The sequence below is a fragment of the Peribacillus sp. NPDC096622 genome (assembly GCF_044762665.1).
In the GTDB taxonomy this organism is placed as follows: Bacteria; Bacillota; Bacilli; order Bacillales; family DSM-1321; genus Peribacillus; species Peribacillus frigoritolerans_B.
On the sequence record NZ_JBIWES010000009.1, the window covers coordinates 118,968 to 136,316 of the forward strand.

Genomic DNA, 17,349 nt, shown 5'->3' on the forward strand with positions numbered 1-17,349 from the left:
ATGAATTGGACAGTTATTATTCTCTTTACGCTAATGTCGATAGGTACACTTTTCATCACGTATTTCGCTTCCAAAAAAACTAAAACGGCAGGCTCTTTTTATACGGCTGGAGGCGGGTTGACCGCTAGGCAAAATGGACTTGCATTGGCCGGGGACTTTATGTCGGCTTCCACGTTTTTAGGGTTGATTGGGGCATTTTCCTTAACGGGGTATGATGGATTTTTCCTGATGTATGGAGCACTTGTTTCATTTCTTGTCGTGCTATTCCTAGTGGCTGAACCATTAAGGAACTTAGGGAAATACACATTGGCCGATATGGTGACTACCAGGTTCAAATATAAACAGGTCAGGGGAGTGACCGCTTTTAATACCCTGGTGATATCAGTCATGTACATGCTGGGGCAACTTGTTGCAGCAGGTGCTTTATTTAAATTGCTTTTAGACATCCCGTATAATACCTCTGTCATCATCGTAGGTATTGTAATGTTGGTATTTGTTCTATTTGGGGGGATGACGGCGACGAGCTGGGTGCAGATCATTAAAGCCATCCTGCTGATAGGCGGTGTGTTTATATTATTCATGATCGTCATGTGGAAGCTGAATTTTAGTTTCATCGGAATTTTCACGGAAATGAAAACAGCAACACCCATGGGTACAGATTACCTGAAGGCAGGTATTAAGTATGCCAGTGGGTGGGATGCAGCTTCCTTGTCACTGGGCCTGATTCTGGGAACGGCAGGTCTACCTCACATTTTAATACGTTTTTTGACTGTCCCGAATGCACGAGTGGCAAGAAAGTCGGTTGTTTGGGTGATGTGGATTATGGGTGCTTTTCATATCATGGTCATTTTTCTCGGATTTGGTGCTGCGAAGTTGGTTGGAACATCGAATATCATGGCCGCTAATCCAGCGGGTAACATGGCTGCACCTTTATTGGCACAACTTGTGGGCGGGGATATCTTATTCGCATTTATTGCGGCCGTTTCCTTCGCAACGATACTCGCAGTAGTTGCGGGAATCGTTTTAACAGGTGCTACGGCATTTTCACATGATTTTTATAATGAAATATTAAAAGATGGAAAAGCGACGGAAAAACAGCAAATGACGATGGCTAGATGGGCTTCCATTGGTGTGACAGCACTTGCGATTGTTTTATCATTAGGTCTTCAGGAATTCAATGTAGCGTTTCTGGCATCGATTGCCTTTACATTGGCCGCCAGTTCGAATTTGCCAGTAATCCTCCTTACGATCTATTGGAAAAAATTCAATAAAACCGGAGCAATAGTCGGCATGATGACAGGTCTTTTTGGTACACTTTTGCTAGTGGCCCTAAGTCCAAATGTCTGGAACCCGGTTCCCGGAGTCACCATTATGACAGGTGACCCAATTTTCCCTTTGAATTCACCAGGAATCATTTCCATTCCGATTGGATTCCTCGCATGCTATTTAGGTGCCCTGATCGGTAATCGCAGGGCTGGTTTGAAAACGGTTACAAAAGATAATTATAATGAAATCCTGGTAAAGTCCAATACCGGTCATGATGTTAAGGGTGTTTTGCGACATTGAATGATGTAAAAGCATGCCTATAAATAAAGCGCGGGTCATCGCACTTGTGAATGGATTTGAAAAAGCAGCCATCTCCTGATGAGTTGCTTTTTTCTTTTCAATGGATAAGGAGATTCCAACAAGTACCAAATAAAATTAAAAGAAGTACTGATGCACTAATATTCAAGGATAACTGGCCATTCATTCAGAAAATGTTTCCAGGAATTTGACGGCTCCTTTGGAAAGGTAGCGTTCTTCGAGCCAAATAAGAGCGGCTTCCGATTGTACTTCACAATCTATCAATTCGACTATTTTTATCCCCTGGGTTGAAAACGATTTGGATGTGGTACGTGGCATGATGGTAGCGCCTATTCCTTCCTTCACTAAAGATAAGATCATTGCAGCATCAGGACATTCACATACAATCGTAGGTTCGAATCCATGTCTGAAGCATTCATCCACTATAAGTTCGTAAGTACCTTGACCGCTTACCCTATGCAGCAATAAGAGGGGATATTCTTTAATTTGTTTGAATTCGATGGAGTCTGGGATATCCCAATCTTTTGGGGTGACAAGCACAAAATCTTCCGGCGGAAGGTTAATCGATGAGAATTCCTTACCGTTAATAGGAAGCCGTACAATGGCCAACTCGATTTCCCTGTTTATTAAGCCTTCTGTCAAACGGAACGTATCACCTTCCATTAACTTGAAACGTATGTCAGGGTATTTATCTCTAAAGGTCCTTATCCTTTGCGGAATGTAAGAAAAGCAAGTTTTTACTGACCCTATGGAAAGAGTGCCCTTTACCCCTTTACTGACTTCCTTCACTTCCAGTAGTGATTCTTCAAACTGGTTTAATAGGGCTTCAGCTTTTTTATAAAGGACCTTGCCAGTTTCAGTGAGTTCAAGTTTCTTTCCATTCCGATCGAAAAGTTTTTCACCGATTTCCATTTCCATTAATTTAAGTTGCTGGCTAAGAGGCGGTTGCGCCATATGTAATTTTTTTGCGGCTTTGGTTACTTGTTCTTCCTGTACGATCGTCACAAAATATTTTAACTGCCGGATGTCCATTATATACACCTCATACATATGATTAACATATACATATTGAATTTTTTAAGTATTATATATATATCATAACACATGGTATATTTTGTTATAGGAATTAATTCAATATTTGGAATTTATTAAATTGTAAGCGCTTCTTTACATTGATACTAAGGGGGATGTAAGCATGCCGGCTAAAACAGGTAAAGAATATATCGATAGGGTGGACAAAGCAAAGGCGAATGTATGGATCAACGGGGAGCAAGTAAAAGATAAGATCAGTCAACACCCAGCTTTTAAAGGGGTCATGAAAACACAGGCCGAATTATATGATTTGCAGCATGATTCCGCAAAAAATGACATCATGACTTATATTTCACCAACCTCAAACGAAAGAGTAGGGACCTCATTCATGCAGCCGCGGACTAAGGAAGACCTTGAAAAAAGGAGGAAAATGATTCAAGAATGGGCAAGACATAATAATGGAATGATGGGACGTTCCCCTGACTATATCAACAGTGGGATGATGGCGTACGGTACTGCAGCTGATATGTTCGGCACTCAGGATTCGGCATTTGCCAAAAATATGAAAGATTATTATGAGCTCTGCCGGGAAAAGGATTTGTCGTTGACACATACCCTGATTCAACCCCAGGTTAATAGGGGAGTTAGTGCCGCAAAGCTTCCGGATCCTTACATCGCTGCACGGATTGCAGGCAAGAATTCAGAAGGACTTATTATAAAGGGTGCCAGATTATTAGCTACACAAGGAGGAATCACGGATGAAATCATGGTTTTCCCTTCAACATTGCTAAAACAATCAGAAGAAGAAAACCCTTATGCATTCGCATTCTCCATACCAAATAATACACCAGGGTTGAAATTCATCTGTCGTGAATCATTCGACTATGGCAAATCACATTTTGACCATCCCCTTGGTTCAAGATTTGAGGAGATGGATACGATTATCGTTTTTGATGATGTAGTCGTACCTTGGAATCGGGTATTTGCATATGGGGATGTAAGCATTTGCAACCAGGCCTATAATGAAAGCAATGCAGTTGTTCATATGACCCATCAGGTGGTATCGAAGAATATCGCCAAAACCGAGTTCATTCTGGGGATTTTGCAGCTTATGGTGGAAACCATCAATATCGGGCAATACCAGCATGTTCAGGAGAAAATCTCGGAAGTCATCATAGCGCTTGAAACGGTAAAGGCTTTCATTACAGCTTCGGAGGCAAACGCAAAAGTGGATAAGTGGGGAATGATGACTCCCGATTTCACACCGTTAAACATAGCCCGGAATTATTATCCGAAGATCTACCCTAGATTCAGTGAAATAATGCAGCTTCTTGGAGCTAGTGGCTTAATGGCGATACCAAATGAAGCTGATTTCAATTCGGAGCTTCGACCGGATTTGGATAAATATCTTCAAGCCGCGAATGGTGGAGCGTATGACAGGGTTAAATTGTATCGTCTCGCATGGGATGTATGCATGAGTTCATTTGGATCCAGGCAAACGCTGTACGAAAGATTCTTTTTTGGGGATCCGGTCCGTATGGCAAGCGCTTTATATAACGGATATGATAAACAGGAATATGTGGACCGTGTCAAAGAGTTCTTGAACCGTACTGAAAACCTTGCAGAAATCAACTGAGCCAGGTAGCAGTGGCAAAAGATTTTAATTTAAGGCTGTTTTCACATACTTTGTTGCTATTTACAAGTAGTGCGGTGTGGTTGATTTCCCCTCCAGATGCTCGCTTTCCGCGGGGCGGGCGGTGAGCCTCCTCGGCGTAAACGCCTGTGGGGTCTCACCTGTCCCGCTGCTCCCGCAGGAGTCTCACACTTCCGCTCCAATCAATCTTAAATAGTTTCGTTTTAAAAACAACAATCTTTATGAAAAGTGCCTAATTTAAAGGCCTTCCCGATGATGTGGAAGGCCTTTAAATATGAAATCTTGTTCATTTATTATATCGATCATGGATATTATTCTTTTTATATGTGCCAAAATCACTGAATTCCGTAAGTTCCATGGAGAGGGCAAGAAATCTTTTTGAAAAGAGGGATGCCAAATGGGACTCCATCGTTTCGAATAGATGGTCACATACTTTGGTTTTATCACTGTTCTGGCGTCCAGCTCCAATTTTTAGTATGGCATGAACAAAGGCATCATCCTCTGTACCATCGGCAACACGATAATGCTTCAATTCGATGGCCCGGGATCGAATGCCGCCAATTGGAAAGATGGAAGGATAGGATATCAGTACATCATTCACCTTCTTTAATAAGCCGTCAATCTGGATTTCATCTTTGATATTATCCGTATATTCAATAATAATATGAGGCATATGATTAGTCCCTTCCTTTATTTGTGGATTTTTAGATGCGGCCGATCTTCGCCTTCTGTAAATATATCGTCACCTACTATTGTGCTAACGAGTTTTCCGATGCCTTCAATTTCAGTGATGATTTCATCGCCTACAGCAGTATCCGCCAAGCCTTCAGGTGTACCTGTCAATATGATATCGCCTGGACTCAATGTCATGAAGCTGCTGAAATATTCAATTAAATCTGCAATGCTGAAAATCATGTCTTTCGTGTTGCCTTGCTGAGTCAATTTTCCGTTGACGTAAGTTTTGATAGCAAGATTCGAAGGATCTGGAATATCTTCGGCATCGACGAGCCAAGGACCAATGGGGGTGCAGGTATCGCGATTTTTGACCTTTAAGTTAGGTCGGTAGTAATTCTCCAGGTAATCCCGTATTGCATAATCATTTGCAATCGTATATCCACTTACATACTTAAAGGCTTCTTCCTTTTTTATGTTCTTCGCCTTTTTACCTATGACGACTGCCAGTTCACATTCATAATGCATATAAGCTGCATCAGCAGGCCGTCTTGTCTGTCCCCGGTGGCCGATGAATGTATTGGGACCTTTTAAGAACGCAAGGGGTTCTTCCGGGGCTTTAAAAGCAAGTTCCTTCGCATGGTCTGCATAATTCAAGCCAAGCGCGAAGACAGTTCGTGGTTCCACCGGGGGAAGCCAGACAACGTCCTGCTCTTTGACAAGCCTGCCATCCGCCAATTGCAGCTGGCCATAATATTCACTTGCTGGATGTACAGCACCTGCATAGGCTACACGTGCTCTCTTCATAATATCCCCTCCAGTGATAATTTTTCCTCGGAAATGATCTTATTTTCCAAATAACCGATTTCGTCTATTTCTATCCTGACATGATCATCTGCTTTGGCCAGCGGTGCATTCTCAGGAACTCCAACTAGAAGGACGTCACCCGTACTCAAAGTCATGAAGTCCGTTACATCTTCAATAAGGCGGGATATGGAGCGGATTAGATTTGAAGTTGAATTTTCTTGTCGTAGCTCTCCATTAATATATACACGAATTCCTAAAGAATCGGGGTTGGAGATGGAATCCTTGGATACGACCCATGGACCGATCGGGCAAAATCCATCACGGGCTTTATGGCGGATAGCAGGACGGAAAACGCTTTCATGCGGAATGCTAATATCATTGGCGATCGTAAAACCTTCTATATAATCCGATGCTTTTTCTTTCTTGACTCTTGTGGCCGTTTTACTGATTACTATTCCAAGTGCGGCCCCGATTTCCAATTCAGGTACGCCGGTTGGAAGGGGAACTGGATTTGAAAAAAAAGAAAACGTGTTTCTGGGTTTAATATAAAGTATCGGCCCTTTAGGAGGTTCATTATAAGGAGGATGGTCGACCTTACCCTTCAATGCTTCCAATGATCCTTTATAGTTTAATAATGCTCCATATACCGTTCCTGAAATAGGGTTATCCAACTTGATTTGTGATATCTCATACTTATCACCGTTCATTAATATATAGCGGTTCGACAGTATTTCCATTTCTTCCGAATAATCTGACTTTTGAAGTTTCACTCTTGCTTTTGCCATGGATACCCACCCCTTGAATTTATAATTAATCATATATGATATCGTATATGATTTTTTGTTTAAGTTCAACATATTTAGATTATTCAGTATAATTAGACAAAAAATGTTAGAAAAAAGATGAGTTTCAACAGAAAAATGCCTTGAACATTTAGTTAGTATGAAGCTAGGAATTCAAATTGAAAGATGTGAATGGGGGATGTTCCGATGATGAATGGCAAAGAGTATTTAGAAAGTTTACGAGATGGACGAAGGGTATTCTTGAACTGTGATAAGGTAGATGATGTGACGACGCACCCAGCATATCGCAATTCTGCCAGGTCAATTGCCCAGCTATATGATGCTCTTCATGATCCGGATACTGCACGGATTTTAACGGCTAAGACAGATGAAGGTCATACTACCCATAAGTTCTTCAAGGCCTCAAAGAACGCAACAGAGCTGCTTGAAGCAAGGGATGCCATAGCACAATGGTCTAAGTTAAGCTATGGTTTCATGGGTCGTACCCCTGATTACAAAGCTGCATTTACAGGATCATTGGGACCGTATAGCGATTTTTATAAGGGGTTTGAGGATAATGCGAAAAGATGGTATGAAAAAACCACAAGGGACGTTCCTTTCTGTAACCATACAATTATAAATCCGGCAATGGACAGGAATAAACCGCTACATGAAAATAAAGAGGTATTTGTACGTACGGTGGAAGAGCGGGATGATGGAATAATTGTAAGCGGAGCCAAAATGGTCGGAACCTCTGCAGCACTTACGAATTATAATTTCGTCGCGAATTATTCTCCTGTCGATCTTGGGGAAGGTGATAGAAGCCATGCCTTGATTTTCTTTGTGCCGATGAATGCGCCAGGATTAAAAATGATCAGCAGACAGTCTTTTGAAGAAACGGCTGCCAAGACAGGCACTCCTTTCGATTACCCGCTTTCTAGCCGGTTCGACGAAAATGACGCAGTCATCGTCCTTGATCATGTATTCGTGCCGTGGGAGAATGTATTCGCCTATAATAATGTGGAAATTGCAAATGGATTTAGATCCAAGACTGGGTGGATGAATCGATATACATTTCATGGCTGCACACGCTATGCGGTGAAATTGGACTTTATGGCTGGGCTTCTGATGAAGGCTACGGAAATGGCAGGAACGAATCAATTTAGGGGAGTGCAGGCCAATATCGGGGAAGTGCTTGCTTACAGGAATATGTTTTGGGCAATCTCGACAGCGATGGCTACAGACCCGATGGAAGGGCCGAATGGCACTGTTCTGCCCAATAGCACATATGCAACTGCTTATAGGGTGTTCGCACCTTTGGTTTGGCCAAAGGTGAAACAGATATTTGAACAGGTTGTAGCAGGTAATCTCATTCAACTCCCATCAAGCTCCAAGGATTTTTTAAACCCTGAGGTCCGTCCGTATCTCGATAAATATTATAAGGGTTCAGGTGGGGTTTCGGCAGTGGAAAGGGTAAAACTGATGAAACTTATCTGGGATTCCATCGGAACGGAATTTGGTGGCAGGAATGAGTTATATGAAATCAATTATGCGGGCAACCATGAAAATATTAGGCTTGAAACCATGAAAATGGCTGATTCTAATGGACAATCGGATAAATTCAAAGCTTTTGTGGACTTGGCAATGGACGATTATGACCTTAATGGCTGGACAAATGATAAGTGGATAAATGAAGATGAAGGCATTAATGATTTGATTCAGCTCCGAATGAATTAAACTGTTTAAGAAAACGTGAAAAGAATGGTATGTATCGACCCCACCGGTTTTTCCGCCACTGCATGATATGAATGCGTTTACATTTACCTTGATAGGTAAGGTGTGGAAAAAGTATAATATTATGTAAAAGGAAAGCCGGGGGGAATCATGACGAATCTTTTGAATCTTAAGAATGATGAAGGTGAAATTCATTTAAATGATGAGAGGATGATCCTGACCTCCTCTTCAATTTTCGGTACTTTAAGAAAGGACCTGATCGAGAATATTGGATTTGAAAGAATGAAGTCTTTTTTAATACGTTATGGCTGGAATATCGGAGTCAATGATGCTAAAAAGGCACTAAAAGGGAATTTGACAACGATAAAGGAGATATTGAGACAAGGCCCCATATTACATATGCTGCAAGGTTATACAAAAGTCAATACGACGAAACTGGAATTATCGATGGATGGTCGAGCCGATGTACACTCTGTAAAGGTGGAAGGGGTTTGGGTGAATTCCTATGAGGCAGAGGAACATATCACCCAGACTGGAATCGCGGAAAAGCCAGTCTGTTATACATTGACGGGTTATGCAAGTGGATTTTATTCAACGGTCTGCGGTCATGAAGTAATTTTTAAGGAAAGCGCCTGTAAGGGAGCAGGGCATTCAGAGTGCAGATACGAAGGTAAATCGATACATTTATGGGGCATGGAGATTCAGGATGAGTTGAAATATTATAAAACCAAACCGATTGTTCAAGAGCTTGCCGTAACATATGAAAAGCTGCTGGAGGAACGCAATAGTTTGTCAACAGTGATGGATATTCATAATTTGCTGACAGAAGAGTTGATTAACGGAAGAAGCCTTCAATCGATAGTGAGGATGGTTTATCAGAAAACAAAAATACCTTTGTTGATGGAGAATTTCAATAACGATCAGGTTTATCATGCTGGGTTTCACAAATTGAAGGCAGAGGATGTCAGGAATCAGCTTAAACTAATGAGGGAAAATGGTCCTGTCATTTTGGAGACCGGAAGAATCGTGAAAGATGGGATGGAGCTGCTTTATACTCCCATTACATTACAAAATAAAACATACGGCTATTGTGCCTTCGTGCAACCTGATCGAGTTGCAGGTAAAACGAACCTGGAAATCAATCGAATGATCCTTGAGAGGGTGTCCATGACTGGTTCCTTATTCCTCTTAAATGAGAAAAGCAGTTTTGAAGCGCTTGGAAGGGTAAAAGGCTTATTTCTTGAACAAATATTAAATGGGGAGTTTACTTCTAAAGAAGAAATTATCAAAAAAAGCCTGTATTTAGACGCTTCATTGGATCATCTTTTCACAATTGCGGTGCTGGGCTACCGCTTTTCCTCCAATCGGGGGACAGAGAATGACTATTTCATTCAGCAGAAAATCATCGAAGAGATTTATAGTTTCTTTAAAAAGCGGAATCAAGTCGTCCTAACAGCATTAAGGGATGGCAATATCGTATTGCTTATACCGTTGAGTCCAGGGAATGAATTCCAATTCCGAACCAAGGAATGCATCGATCATTTATATACTGTTTTCAGCGGATATAACTTTAAAATGGGACTTGGTACAATAAGTGATGAATTGGAACGGGCTCACGAGGTTTTTCAAGAAGCTTTAACCGCTTTGAATATGAATGAAGGAACTCGGGATATTATCAAATTTGAAGAAGTCGATCTTTTATCCATTTTAATGCATACTGGGAGTAATCCGGCGGTACTGAAAAAAGCTGAGAAAATGCTGGGTCCGTTATTGATGGAAGATGACCCCAAAATGAATGAATTATTGAAAACGCTTTATGTATTTCTCCAATGCGGTGGAAATCTTGAATGCAGTATGAAAGAATTGAACATTTCAATGAGTGGTTTACGCTATCGGATCAAAAGACTTGAAGAGCTTCTTTCCTGCCAAATAAGAAACCCTAAAAGTGCTTTTCAATTATATGCATCAATTGAAACCCTGTTAACGGCGAAATTGATTACCATTCGTTGATTGGATCCAATTATTTGTAAGGAAATGGAAATGTCGATCAATAACATATACCGAGATGATTTTGCTGTAATAAGAGCATGGGCGTTAGTGAATAGTAATCTACCATGCAATTTGGTGAATACACAACAAAAACATATTAAGAATGATATAAAAGGCATGGAACCTCCGCTTCAATTGATTTATTTGCTTGTAAGCAGGGCTATGGGTATAATAAGTAGAGTAAATTCATTAGTAAGTTAAGTTATTTTTGGAGGTAAATTCCGTGAAAATTACAATAAAAGATGCTAGCAAATTCGTCGATCAAGAAGTAACCATTGGAGGCTGGCTTGCCAGCAAACGGTCCAGTGGGAAAATTGCTTTCCTTCAAATACGTGATGGCTCCGGTTTTATTCAAGGGGTGGTCGTGAAAGCTGAAGTGGGTGAAGAGATTTTCGCTCGTGCGAAATCGGTTTCGCAAGAGTCATCCTTGTATGTAACAGGTGTCATTCAAAAGGATGAACGCTCGCCGTTCGGTTTTGAGTTACAGGTGAAAGATATTGAAATCATTCATGAATCATTGGATTATCCAATTACACCTAAAGCGCATGGTCCTGAATTTTTAATGGATAACCGCCATTTGTGGCTGCGTTCAAAACGGCAGCATGCAGTCATGAAAATCCGGAATGAAATAATCCGTGCTACATATGAATTCTTTAATGAAGAAGGTTTCGTTAAAGTGGATCCCCCAATTTTAACTGGAAGCGCACCAGAGGGAACGAGTGAATTGTTCGCGACTAAATACTTTGATGAGGATGCTTACCTTTCACAAAGTGGTCAGCTCTATATGGAAGCGGCTGCCATGGCACTTGGGAAGGTATTTTCCTTTGGTCCTACCTTCAGGGCAGAAAAATCGAAAACAAGACGACACTTAATCGAGTTCTGGATGATTGAACCAGAAATGGCTTTTATCGAATTTAGAGAAAACCTGGAGGTCCAGGAGAAATTCGTTTCTTCCATCATTCAATCCGTATTGAAAAACTGTCAGCTTGAGTTGAATACACTAGGCCGTGATACAGCGAAGCTTGAACAAATCCAAGCTCCTTTCCCGCGTATTACATATGATGAAGCCATTAAGTTCCTTCATGAACAAGGATTTGATGATATTCAATGGGGTGATGATTTTGGAGCTCCGCATGAAACTGCGATAGCGGAAAGTTATGATAAGCCCGTTTTCATAACTCATTACCCAACCAAAATCAAACCTTTTTATATGCAGCCAGATCCTGACAGGGAAGAAGTCGTTCTTTGTGCCGATTTGATCGCTCCGGAAGGATATGGAGAAATAATTGGCGGTTCAGAGCGGATTCATGATCAGGAATTGCTTGAACAGAGAATCAATGAGCATGGCTTGAGCGAAGATGCTTACAAGTGGTATATGGAATTAAGAAAATATGGATCTGTACCGCATTCAGGCTTCGGTTTGGGATTAGAACGCACCGTAGCATGGATCAGTGGAGTCGAGCATGTCCGTGAAACCATCCCGTTCCCACGTTTATTAAATCGATTATATCCTTGATTCCGTAATGAAGCGGTTATCTTGCCATTTTTGGCAGATAACCGTTTTTTGTTAAAATTATAAACTTATTCGGAGAGCCGTATTCATGTTATACTAAATCAGAGGTGTCCAAAAACATGAATAAAGAACATTTATATGCGTGGTTTAAGGAAGGAACGATAACGATTCCATCCTTTTTGTTGACTAACTATAGTACAATGGGACTGAATGAACAAGAAATGGTCCTATTATTACAATTGCAAAGCTTCATCGATAAAGGTAACCATTTCCCTGCACCATCCCAACTTTCTGACCGAATGACATTGCAGGAAACGGAATGTCTATTCTTGATCCAGCGCTTGGTCCAAAGGGGATTTGTGGAAATGGTGGTTGAGGGGAGCCAAGAAATCGGCCAGGAAAAATATTCGTTGTCTCCACTTTATGAAAAAATGATGGACTGTTTCTTGAAAACTTTGAAACAGTCAGAGTCTGCTGAAATCCAAAAAGCGGGGGAGAGCCTTTATACGATTTTTGAACAGGAGTTCGGCCGCCCTTTATCTCCATTTGAATGTGAGACATTGGCAATGTGGATGGAGGATGACCATCAACCTGAAATCATTAAGTCAGCTCTGAGGGAGTCTGTCATTTCCGGAAAATTGAATTTCCGATATATTGATCGAATTTTATTCGAGTGGAAAAAGAATGGAATTAAAACCTTGGAACAGGCAAGGGAGCAAGGACAAAAATTTAGAGTTCATCAAAAGAGGGACCGAAAGATGGAAACTGCACAACCATTGAAAGATGTGCCTTTCTATAATTGGCTCGAGCAGTAATGTAAATTGAAGGAGAACCAATATGTTGAATAAAGCTCAAATTCGATATTGTCTGGATACGATGGGTGAAATGTTTCCGGATGCCCATTGTGAGCTGAATCACTCCAATCCATTTGAATTGGTGGTTGCTGTTGCCCTGTCAGCTCAGTGTACGGATGTATTAGTCAATAAAGTGACGAAGGATTTATTTCAGAAATATAAAACGCCTGAGGATTACATAAGCGTTCCGATAGAAGAGTTGGAAAATGACATTCGCTCAATCGGTTTGTTTCGTAACAAGGCTAAGAATATACAAAAGCTGTCGCGCATGCTGATCGAAGAATACGGTAAGGAAGTTCCGAGAGATCGTGATGAGCTTGTTAAATTGCCTGGCGTTGGCAGAAAGACGGCGAATGTGGTCGTTTCTGTTGCTTTTGATGTGCCAGCGATCGCTGTGGATACCCATGTAGAGCGTGTTTCCAAGCGCTTGGGTTTATGCCGTTGGAAGGATAGTGTCCTCGATGTTGAGAAAACGTTGATGGCTAAGATACCAAAGGATGAATGGTCCGTTACGCATCACCGCCTGATATTCTTTGGACGCTATCATTGCAAGGCACAGTCACCAAGATGTGAAACCTGCCCGCTTCTCGAATTATGCCGTGAAGGAAAAAAAAGAATGAAAAGGAAAGAAGCCAATTGACACAGCCCATATCATTAAAAGTTCCTGAAGAATTGGACCATCATTTGTTTTTTCCTGAAAAGGAAACCATCTTGGAAAAAGAACGATATGCAGGTTGGAGTGAAACGATTCCATTCGAGGCTTTCCCGTATGAGTTACTTTATTATAATAATGTAGAGGCGTATGCTCCTTGGACAAAGGGGGCAATGCATGTAAAGGAACTGCTGGAGAGATGGAAGGGAATTGATTCGGAATGCAGTTTGCTATTTTCTGAGCGAAAAGCGGGACAGACTTTGGGACTCGTGAAGCAGGGGATCGGTTTATTTTTAACCGCAGTCTTCTGGATGCATGGGAAGCCAGTGGTATTGAATGATTTCCGCTTCCACATACAATCCTTTAACAATATTCCGGTGAACTTGGATGAAAGGCTTTCCTTCATCCTTGCAAGACCCGCTTTTTTTCATTCTTATAGACAGCTTAGTGAGTTGTTCCGGGAATTTGAAAAACAATATGTGAAGTTCATGATCAAAAATAAGAACAGCCAAAAAAACGTCTAAGCCAAAAAAACGTCTAAGCCAAAAGCTTAGACGTTTTTTTAAGTCAATCTTTATATATATTTATTCCGTATCTTTGTTTGGATCTGGGTCCGGGTTAGGGTCGGGATCAGGGGTCTCGACTGGTTTTTCCTCTTCTACCGTACCAGGGTCAGTGGTATCATCCCCGCCTTCGACGTCCTCATCACCCTTATTGCCATTTCCGTCATCCGTGTTGTTGCCATTGCCATTACCATTGCCATTACCATTACCATTACCATTATTATTACCATTATTATCATTGTTGCCATTGCCATCATTGCCGTTATTGTCGTTATTACCGTTTTCGGCATTGTTATTTTTGTCTTCATCTTGTTTATCTTCTTCGCCTTCAGGAGGGGTTTCTTGTTCCGTATCCTCACCTTCGGCCGGATCTTCAATTTCCACGTCCTCAGTATCCTCAGGGACTTCCGCTACAGCAGGTATTTTGACAGATGTACTTGCAGGATCACTTTGTTGGTTATCCACTAAAGCTACCACTGAGAAAGTATATTTACTTCCAGGTGTTGGATTAGGGATCGTTAAACTAGTATCCTTCGATTTTTTCAATACGCTCTGTGCTCCGCCGTCAACGGACATCTTAACCTCGAATTGGGTATTCCCATTACCTTTAGGATATGACCATGATAGATTGATTTCATTGCTTTCCTGGTTGTAAGAAGCGTTAATGCCAGGAGAGTCGATTTTTTCATATTCTGTCGTCACTTGTGTAGGCTCGTGACCTTTAACATAATATTCATAAGTGATTTTACTGCTTGGTGTATATTCATTGGCTTTAACAGCTGGATTCGAACCTTTGATGACTCCGACCTTCACAACACTGTCAGGTTGATCAAAGTCTTTCGTTTCTTTTGATTGGGCCATATGTTCCATTAAATTCTTAAAGATGTATTTAGGGATTCTTTGAGATGATTCACCCAGATATTCCATTTTCTCACCAGATGCGTTATCATAACCAGCCCAAACTGCGACTGTATAATTGGTTGTATAACCTGCCATCCAGCTATCCTTTACACCGGAAGATGGGATGTTGTTCTTTGCACGCTGTTCAGGCGTGAAATTGGTTGACCCGGTCTTACCGGCTACCGGGAGGCTAGGTATATTGGCTAACCTTCCAGTTCCATAAGCTTCTTTCATGACGCTTTTCAACATGTCCGTCACGATGAAAGCTGTCGAATCTTTCATGACCGGTTTTGATTCCGTCTTGTTTTTGATGGTTGTTTTATCACGTAAAACAATCTTTTTCACACTATGCGGTTCATTATAAATACCATTGTTTCCGAATGAACTGTATGCACCGGCAAGTTCAAGCGTAGAGACATCCTTACCGCCCCCCAATGCTGCCGATTCGGTAATTTCCTTGTCGAAAGGAATGCCAAGATCAGTGGCAAAATCACGTGCCCGGTCCAAGCCGACTGCTTGAAGCGTTTTTAAGGCAGGAATATTTAATGACCGTGCCAGTGCTTCGCGAGTCGTTACAGTGCCATAATGTCGTCCGGAAGCATTTTTAAGCGGTGTTCCATTACTGTAAGTGTATTCCTCATCCTTGATTTGGTGGTAGGTGGACCAATTTAAATATTCCACGGCAGGACCGTAATCCAGAATCGGCTTAATGGTAGAACCAGGTGATCGCTTGGCATCCGTTGCATAATTCCAGCCGCGTTTAACCGTCGTGTTCCTGCCGCCGCCCACTGCTTTAATTTCACCAGTTTCTGTATCGAGTAATGTGACACCAGCTTGGAGATCTTCACTTGGATAATTGATGATTTCATCACTGTTCAACATGTTATAAACATATTCTTGGGCATCTTTATCAATGGTCGTTTGGATTTCCAAACCATCGGTAAATACGTTATAGTCACCCATATCTCCGACTTCCTCAATTACCAAATCGATGAATGCATCGTATGCGGTGGTATCGATTTGGCTCTTATCGATTTCTTGAAGTCCTTCTGTTATATCGATGCTTTGTGCATTTTTCATTTCCGTTTCAGTGATATATCCATGTTTATTCATTAAGTGCAGGACAATATCACGGCGTTCCTTCGCACGTTCAGGGTATTTATACGGGTCATACCTGCTTGGGCTTTGCGGTAATCCTACAAGCATGGCCGCTTCGTTCAATTTCAATTCGTTAAGATCTTTTCCATAATAAGTTTGCGATGCAGTTAAGATCCCGTTGGCACGGTTTGCAAAGAAAATCTTATTCACATACATTTCGAAAATTTCTTCTTTTGTATATTTTCTTTCAAGCTGTATGGATAGCCACATTTCCTGGACTTTCCTTTTAATGGTCTTATCAGGCGTTAAATAAGAACGCTTGATGACCTGCTGGGTCAATGTACTTGCACCCTCTGAGCCGAATCCGTTTTTGAAGTTGGCTATGACGGCACTGCCCAGACGTAAGAAATCGACCCCGTGGTGCTCATAAAAGCGGGAATCTTCCGTTGCCAGGAAAGCTTCTTCGACAAGATCGGGTATGTCTTCATAATTTACATAATCCCGGTTTTCCTTTCCGATTTCAGCAAGCAATTTACCATTTTCATCGAGAATCTTGGATGTGACCGGATCTTTCAAAAGCTTTTCGTCAAGTTCTGGAGCGTCGCTTATAAAGTAAGCCATTGCTGCTCCTCCGGCAACCAGGCCAATTATTCCGATTGTAACAAGTATAAGGAAAATCCGCTTAAGCATATTGGTTGGCTTTTTAGGACCATTCTTCTGTCCCTTTTTTTGAGTCTGCCCCTGCTTTCGGCGTTCTTCTCTAGTATTATATTTTTCAGCCATTACAGCTAACCTGCCTTTCTAAAAAACTAAAAATTTTCTGAGATGAGCGAATCTACTACTTTAATATAGTCAATTCTCGGTTGAAAGCCAAGAGTAATCTTTCGTGAACTGTTTTCAACCTCTTGAAGAGTTATAGATTTGCGTCCGCCTTCTTTCATTCTCTTCCAATAAAAACTCAGTTGTTCGGAACTCATTAGATATATATCATCCATTGCGGAAAACCGGATGATGACAAACGCAATTCCGTCATGCTGAACGATATGCTTCATATGTTCAATTTGATGGTCATGAAAATTCTTCAGCGGGAACGAACTGCTGTTTTTCGTTTCCTTTGCCTCAAAATCAATGTACTTTCCTTTATAAACACCATTATAATCGGTGGTCGATGCTTGTTTGAAATAAGCTTCTTTAATGACAGCAGCACTTCTTTTCGGATAGTGGACATCGACAATTTGAATGGGTGTCGGTTTTTTATGGATGACGGCAATGCCGTGTGCTAAATAATACTGATTGGTTTCGTTCAAATCGTCTTCCAATGTTTTTCCCCGGTTGCTGTAACTGATTTTTTTTAGTGGACTTTTCTTTTCTTCCATAGCCTGCGGTACAAATCTTCGTCCGTTGGGATAATGAAATGCCACTTTTACCCCTCCTTTTTTTCACTTATCTATATTA

General features: G+C 41.3%; 14 protein-coding genes. 8 read left to right on the forward strand and 6 right to left on the reverse strand.

The features are described from left to right. The gene (locus ACIQYG_RS16985; RefSeq protein WP_402840037.1) at positions 1 to 1,566 is read left to right on the forward strand and encodes a solute symporter family protein; all 1,566 of its coding nucleotides are present in this window, start codon (positions 1 to 3) and stop codon (positions 1,564 to 1,566) included. Positions 1,567 to 1,746: 180 nt separating this feature from the next. On the opposite strand, the gene ACIQYG_RS16990 is transcribed toward ACIQYG_RS16985, so the two are convergent. Further along, entirely contained in the window at positions 1,747 to 2,616 is an 870-nt protein-coding gene (locus ACIQYG_RS16990) for a LysR family transcriptional regulator (protein WP_402840040.1), read from the reverse strand. A 163-nt stretch (positions 2,617 to 2,779) separates the two neighbouring features. Between ACIQYG_RS16990 and hpaB the strand changes: the two genes are divergently transcribed. After that, positions 2,780 to 4,252: a 4-hydroxyphenylacetate 3-monooxygenase, oxygenase component gene (hpaB, locus tag ACIQYG_RS16995; protein ID WP_402840041.1), complete on the forward strand. Its 1,473-nt coding sequence runs from the start codon at positions 2,780 to 2,782 to the stop codon at positions 4,250 to 4,252. Between the two features lie 304 nt (positions 4,253 to 4,556). On the opposite strand, the gene ACIQYG_RS17000 is transcribed toward hpaB, so the two are convergent. The 3 genes from ACIQYG_RS17000 to ACIQYG_RS17010 are packed head-to-tail and all read right to left on the reverse strand — an operon-like array spanning position 4,557 to position 6,534. After that, positions 4,557 to 4,943, reverse strand: coding sequence for a 5-carboxymethyl-2-hydroxymuconate Delta-isomerase (locus tag ACIQYG_RS17000; RefSeq protein WP_402840044.1), 387 nt, complete (start codon positions 4,941 to 4,943; stop codon positions 4,557 to 4,559). A 17-nt stretch (positions 4,944 to 4,960) separates the two neighbouring features. Further along, a complete protein-coding gene (locus ACIQYG_RS17005; RefSeq protein ID WP_402840047.1) occupies positions 4,961 to 5,749 on the reverse strand; it encodes a fumarylacetoacetate hydrolase family protein in 789 nt (262 codons plus the stop codon). Continuing rightward, complete coding sequence (locus ACIQYG_RS17010) at positions 5,746 to 6,534, reverse strand: fumarylacetoacetate hydrolase family protein (protein ID WP_402840049.1); 789 nt, start codon at positions 6,532 to 6,534, stop codon at positions 5,746 to 5,748. The genes ACIQYG_RS17005 and ACIQYG_RS17010 overlap by 4 nt, the downstream gene beginning before the upstream one ends. Before the next feature lie 204 nt (positions 6,535 to 6,738). Between ACIQYG_RS17010 and ACIQYG_RS17015 the strand changes: the two genes are divergently transcribed. The 6 genes from ACIQYG_RS17015 to ACIQYG_RS17040 all read left to right on the forward strand — a co-directional run bounded on the left by ACIQYG_RS17015 (position 6,739) and on the right by ACIQYG_RS17040 (position 13,857). Further along, on the forward strand, positions 6,739 to 8,268 hold the full coding sequence (locus ACIQYG_RS17015) for a 4-hydroxyphenylacetate 3-hydroxylase family protein (RefSeq protein WP_402840052.1): 1,530 nt from the start codon (positions 6,739 to 6,741) through the stop codon (positions 8,266 to 8,268). Positions 8,269 to 8,415: 147 nt separating this feature from the next. After that, entirely contained in the window at positions 8,416 to 10,275 is a 1,860-nt protein-coding gene (locus ACIQYG_RS17020) for a XylR N-terminal domain-containing protein (RefSeq protein WP_402840055.1), read from the forward strand. Between the two features lie 262 nt (positions 10,276 to 10,537). Continuing rightward, complete coding sequence (asnS, locus tag ACIQYG_RS17025; RefSeq protein WP_402840057.1) at positions 10,538 to 11,830, forward strand: asparagine--tRNA ligase; 1,293 nt, start codon at positions 10,538 to 10,540, stop codon at positions 11,828 to 11,830. A 116-nt stretch (positions 11,831 to 11,946) separates the two neighbouring features. Next, positions 11,947 to 12,642: a DnaD domain-containing protein gene (locus tag ACIQYG_RS17030; RefSeq protein WP_402840060.1), complete on the forward strand. Its 696-nt coding sequence runs from the start codon at positions 11,947 to 11,949 to the stop codon at positions 12,640 to 12,642. A 22-nt stretch (positions 12,643 to 12,664) separates the two neighbouring features. Continuing rightward, entirely contained in the window at positions 12,665 to 13,321 is a 657-nt protein-coding gene (gene nth / locus ACIQYG_RS17035; RefSeq protein WP_063593994.1) for an endonuclease III, read from the forward strand. Continuing rightward, positions 13,318 to 13,857: a YpoC family protein gene (locus ACIQYG_RS17040; protein ID WP_402840063.1), complete on the forward strand. Its 540-nt coding sequence runs from the start codon at positions 13,318 to 13,320 to the stop codon at positions 13,855 to 13,857. Before nth ends, ACIQYG_RS17040 begins: the two co-directional genes overlap by 4 nt. A 60-nt stretch (positions 13,858 to 13,917) precedes the next feature. Here ACIQYG_RS17040 and ACIQYG_RS17045 read toward each other — a convergent pair whose 3' ends face one another. Both ACIQYG_RS17045 and recU read right to left on the reverse strand, forming a co-directional pair. Beyond that, the gene (locus ACIQYG_RS17045; protein ID WP_402840066.1) at positions 13,918 to 16,677 is read right to left on the reverse strand and encodes a PBP1A family penicillin-binding protein; all 2,760 of its coding nucleotides are present in this window, start codon (positions 16,675 to 16,677) and stop codon (positions 13,918 to 13,920) included. Positions 16,678 to 16,703: 26 nt separating this feature from the next. After that, a complete protein-coding gene (recU, locus tag ACIQYG_RS17050; RefSeq protein ID WP_402840069.1) occupies positions 16,704 to 17,315 on the reverse strand; it encodes a Holliday junction resolvase RecU in 612 nt (203 codons plus the stop codon). Positions 17,316 to 17,349 lie beyond the last annotated feature (34 nt).

What these genes read in the sequence shown, in the direction of transcription:
- ACIQYG_RS16985 (WP_402840037.1), top strand. Translation starts at nt 1, where the DNA reads ATGAATTGGACAGTTATTATTCTCTTTACGCTAATGTCGATAGGTACA.
- ACIQYG_RS16990 (WP_402840040.1), bottom strand. Translation starts at nt 2,616, where the DNA reads ATGGACATCCGGCAGTTAAAATATTTTGTGACGATCGTACAGGAAGAA.
- hpaB (WP_402840041.1), top strand. Translation starts at nt 2,780, where the DNA reads ATGCCGGCTAAAACAGGTAAAGAATATATCGATAGGGTGGACAAAGCA.
- ACIQYG_RS17000 (WP_402840044.1), bottom strand. Translation starts at nt 4,943, where the DNA reads ATGCCTCATATTATTATTGAATATACGGATAATATCAAAGATGAAATC.
- ACIQYG_RS17005 (WP_402840047.1), bottom strand. Translation starts at nt 5,749, where the DNA reads ATGAAGAGAGCACGTGTAGCCTATGCAGGTGCTGTACATCCAGCAAGT.
- ACIQYG_RS17010 (WP_402840049.1), bottom strand. Translation starts at nt 6,534, where the DNA reads ATGGCAAAAGCAAGAGTGAAACTTCAAAAGTCAGATTATTCGGAAGAA.
- ACIQYG_RS17015 (WP_402840052.1), top strand. Translation starts at nt 6,739, where the DNA reads ATGATGAATGGCAAAGAGTATTTAGAAAGTTTACGAGATGGACGAAGG.
- ACIQYG_RS17020 (WP_402840055.1), top strand. Translation starts at nt 8,416, where the DNA reads ATGACGAATCTTTTGAATCTTAAGAATGATGAAGGTGAAATTCATTTA.
- ACIQYG_RS17030 (WP_402840060.1), top strand. Translation starts at nt 11,947, where the DNA reads ATGAATAAAGAACATTTATATGCGTGGTTTAAGGAAGGAACGATAACG.
- nth (WP_063593994.1), top strand. Translation starts at nt 12,665, where the DNA reads ATGTTGAATAAAGCTCAAATTCGATATTGTCTGGATACGATGGGTGAA.
- ACIQYG_RS17045 (WP_402840066.1), bottom strand. Translation starts at nt 16,677, where the DNA reads ATGGCTGAAAAATATAATACTAGAGAAGAACGCCGAAAGCAGGGGCAG.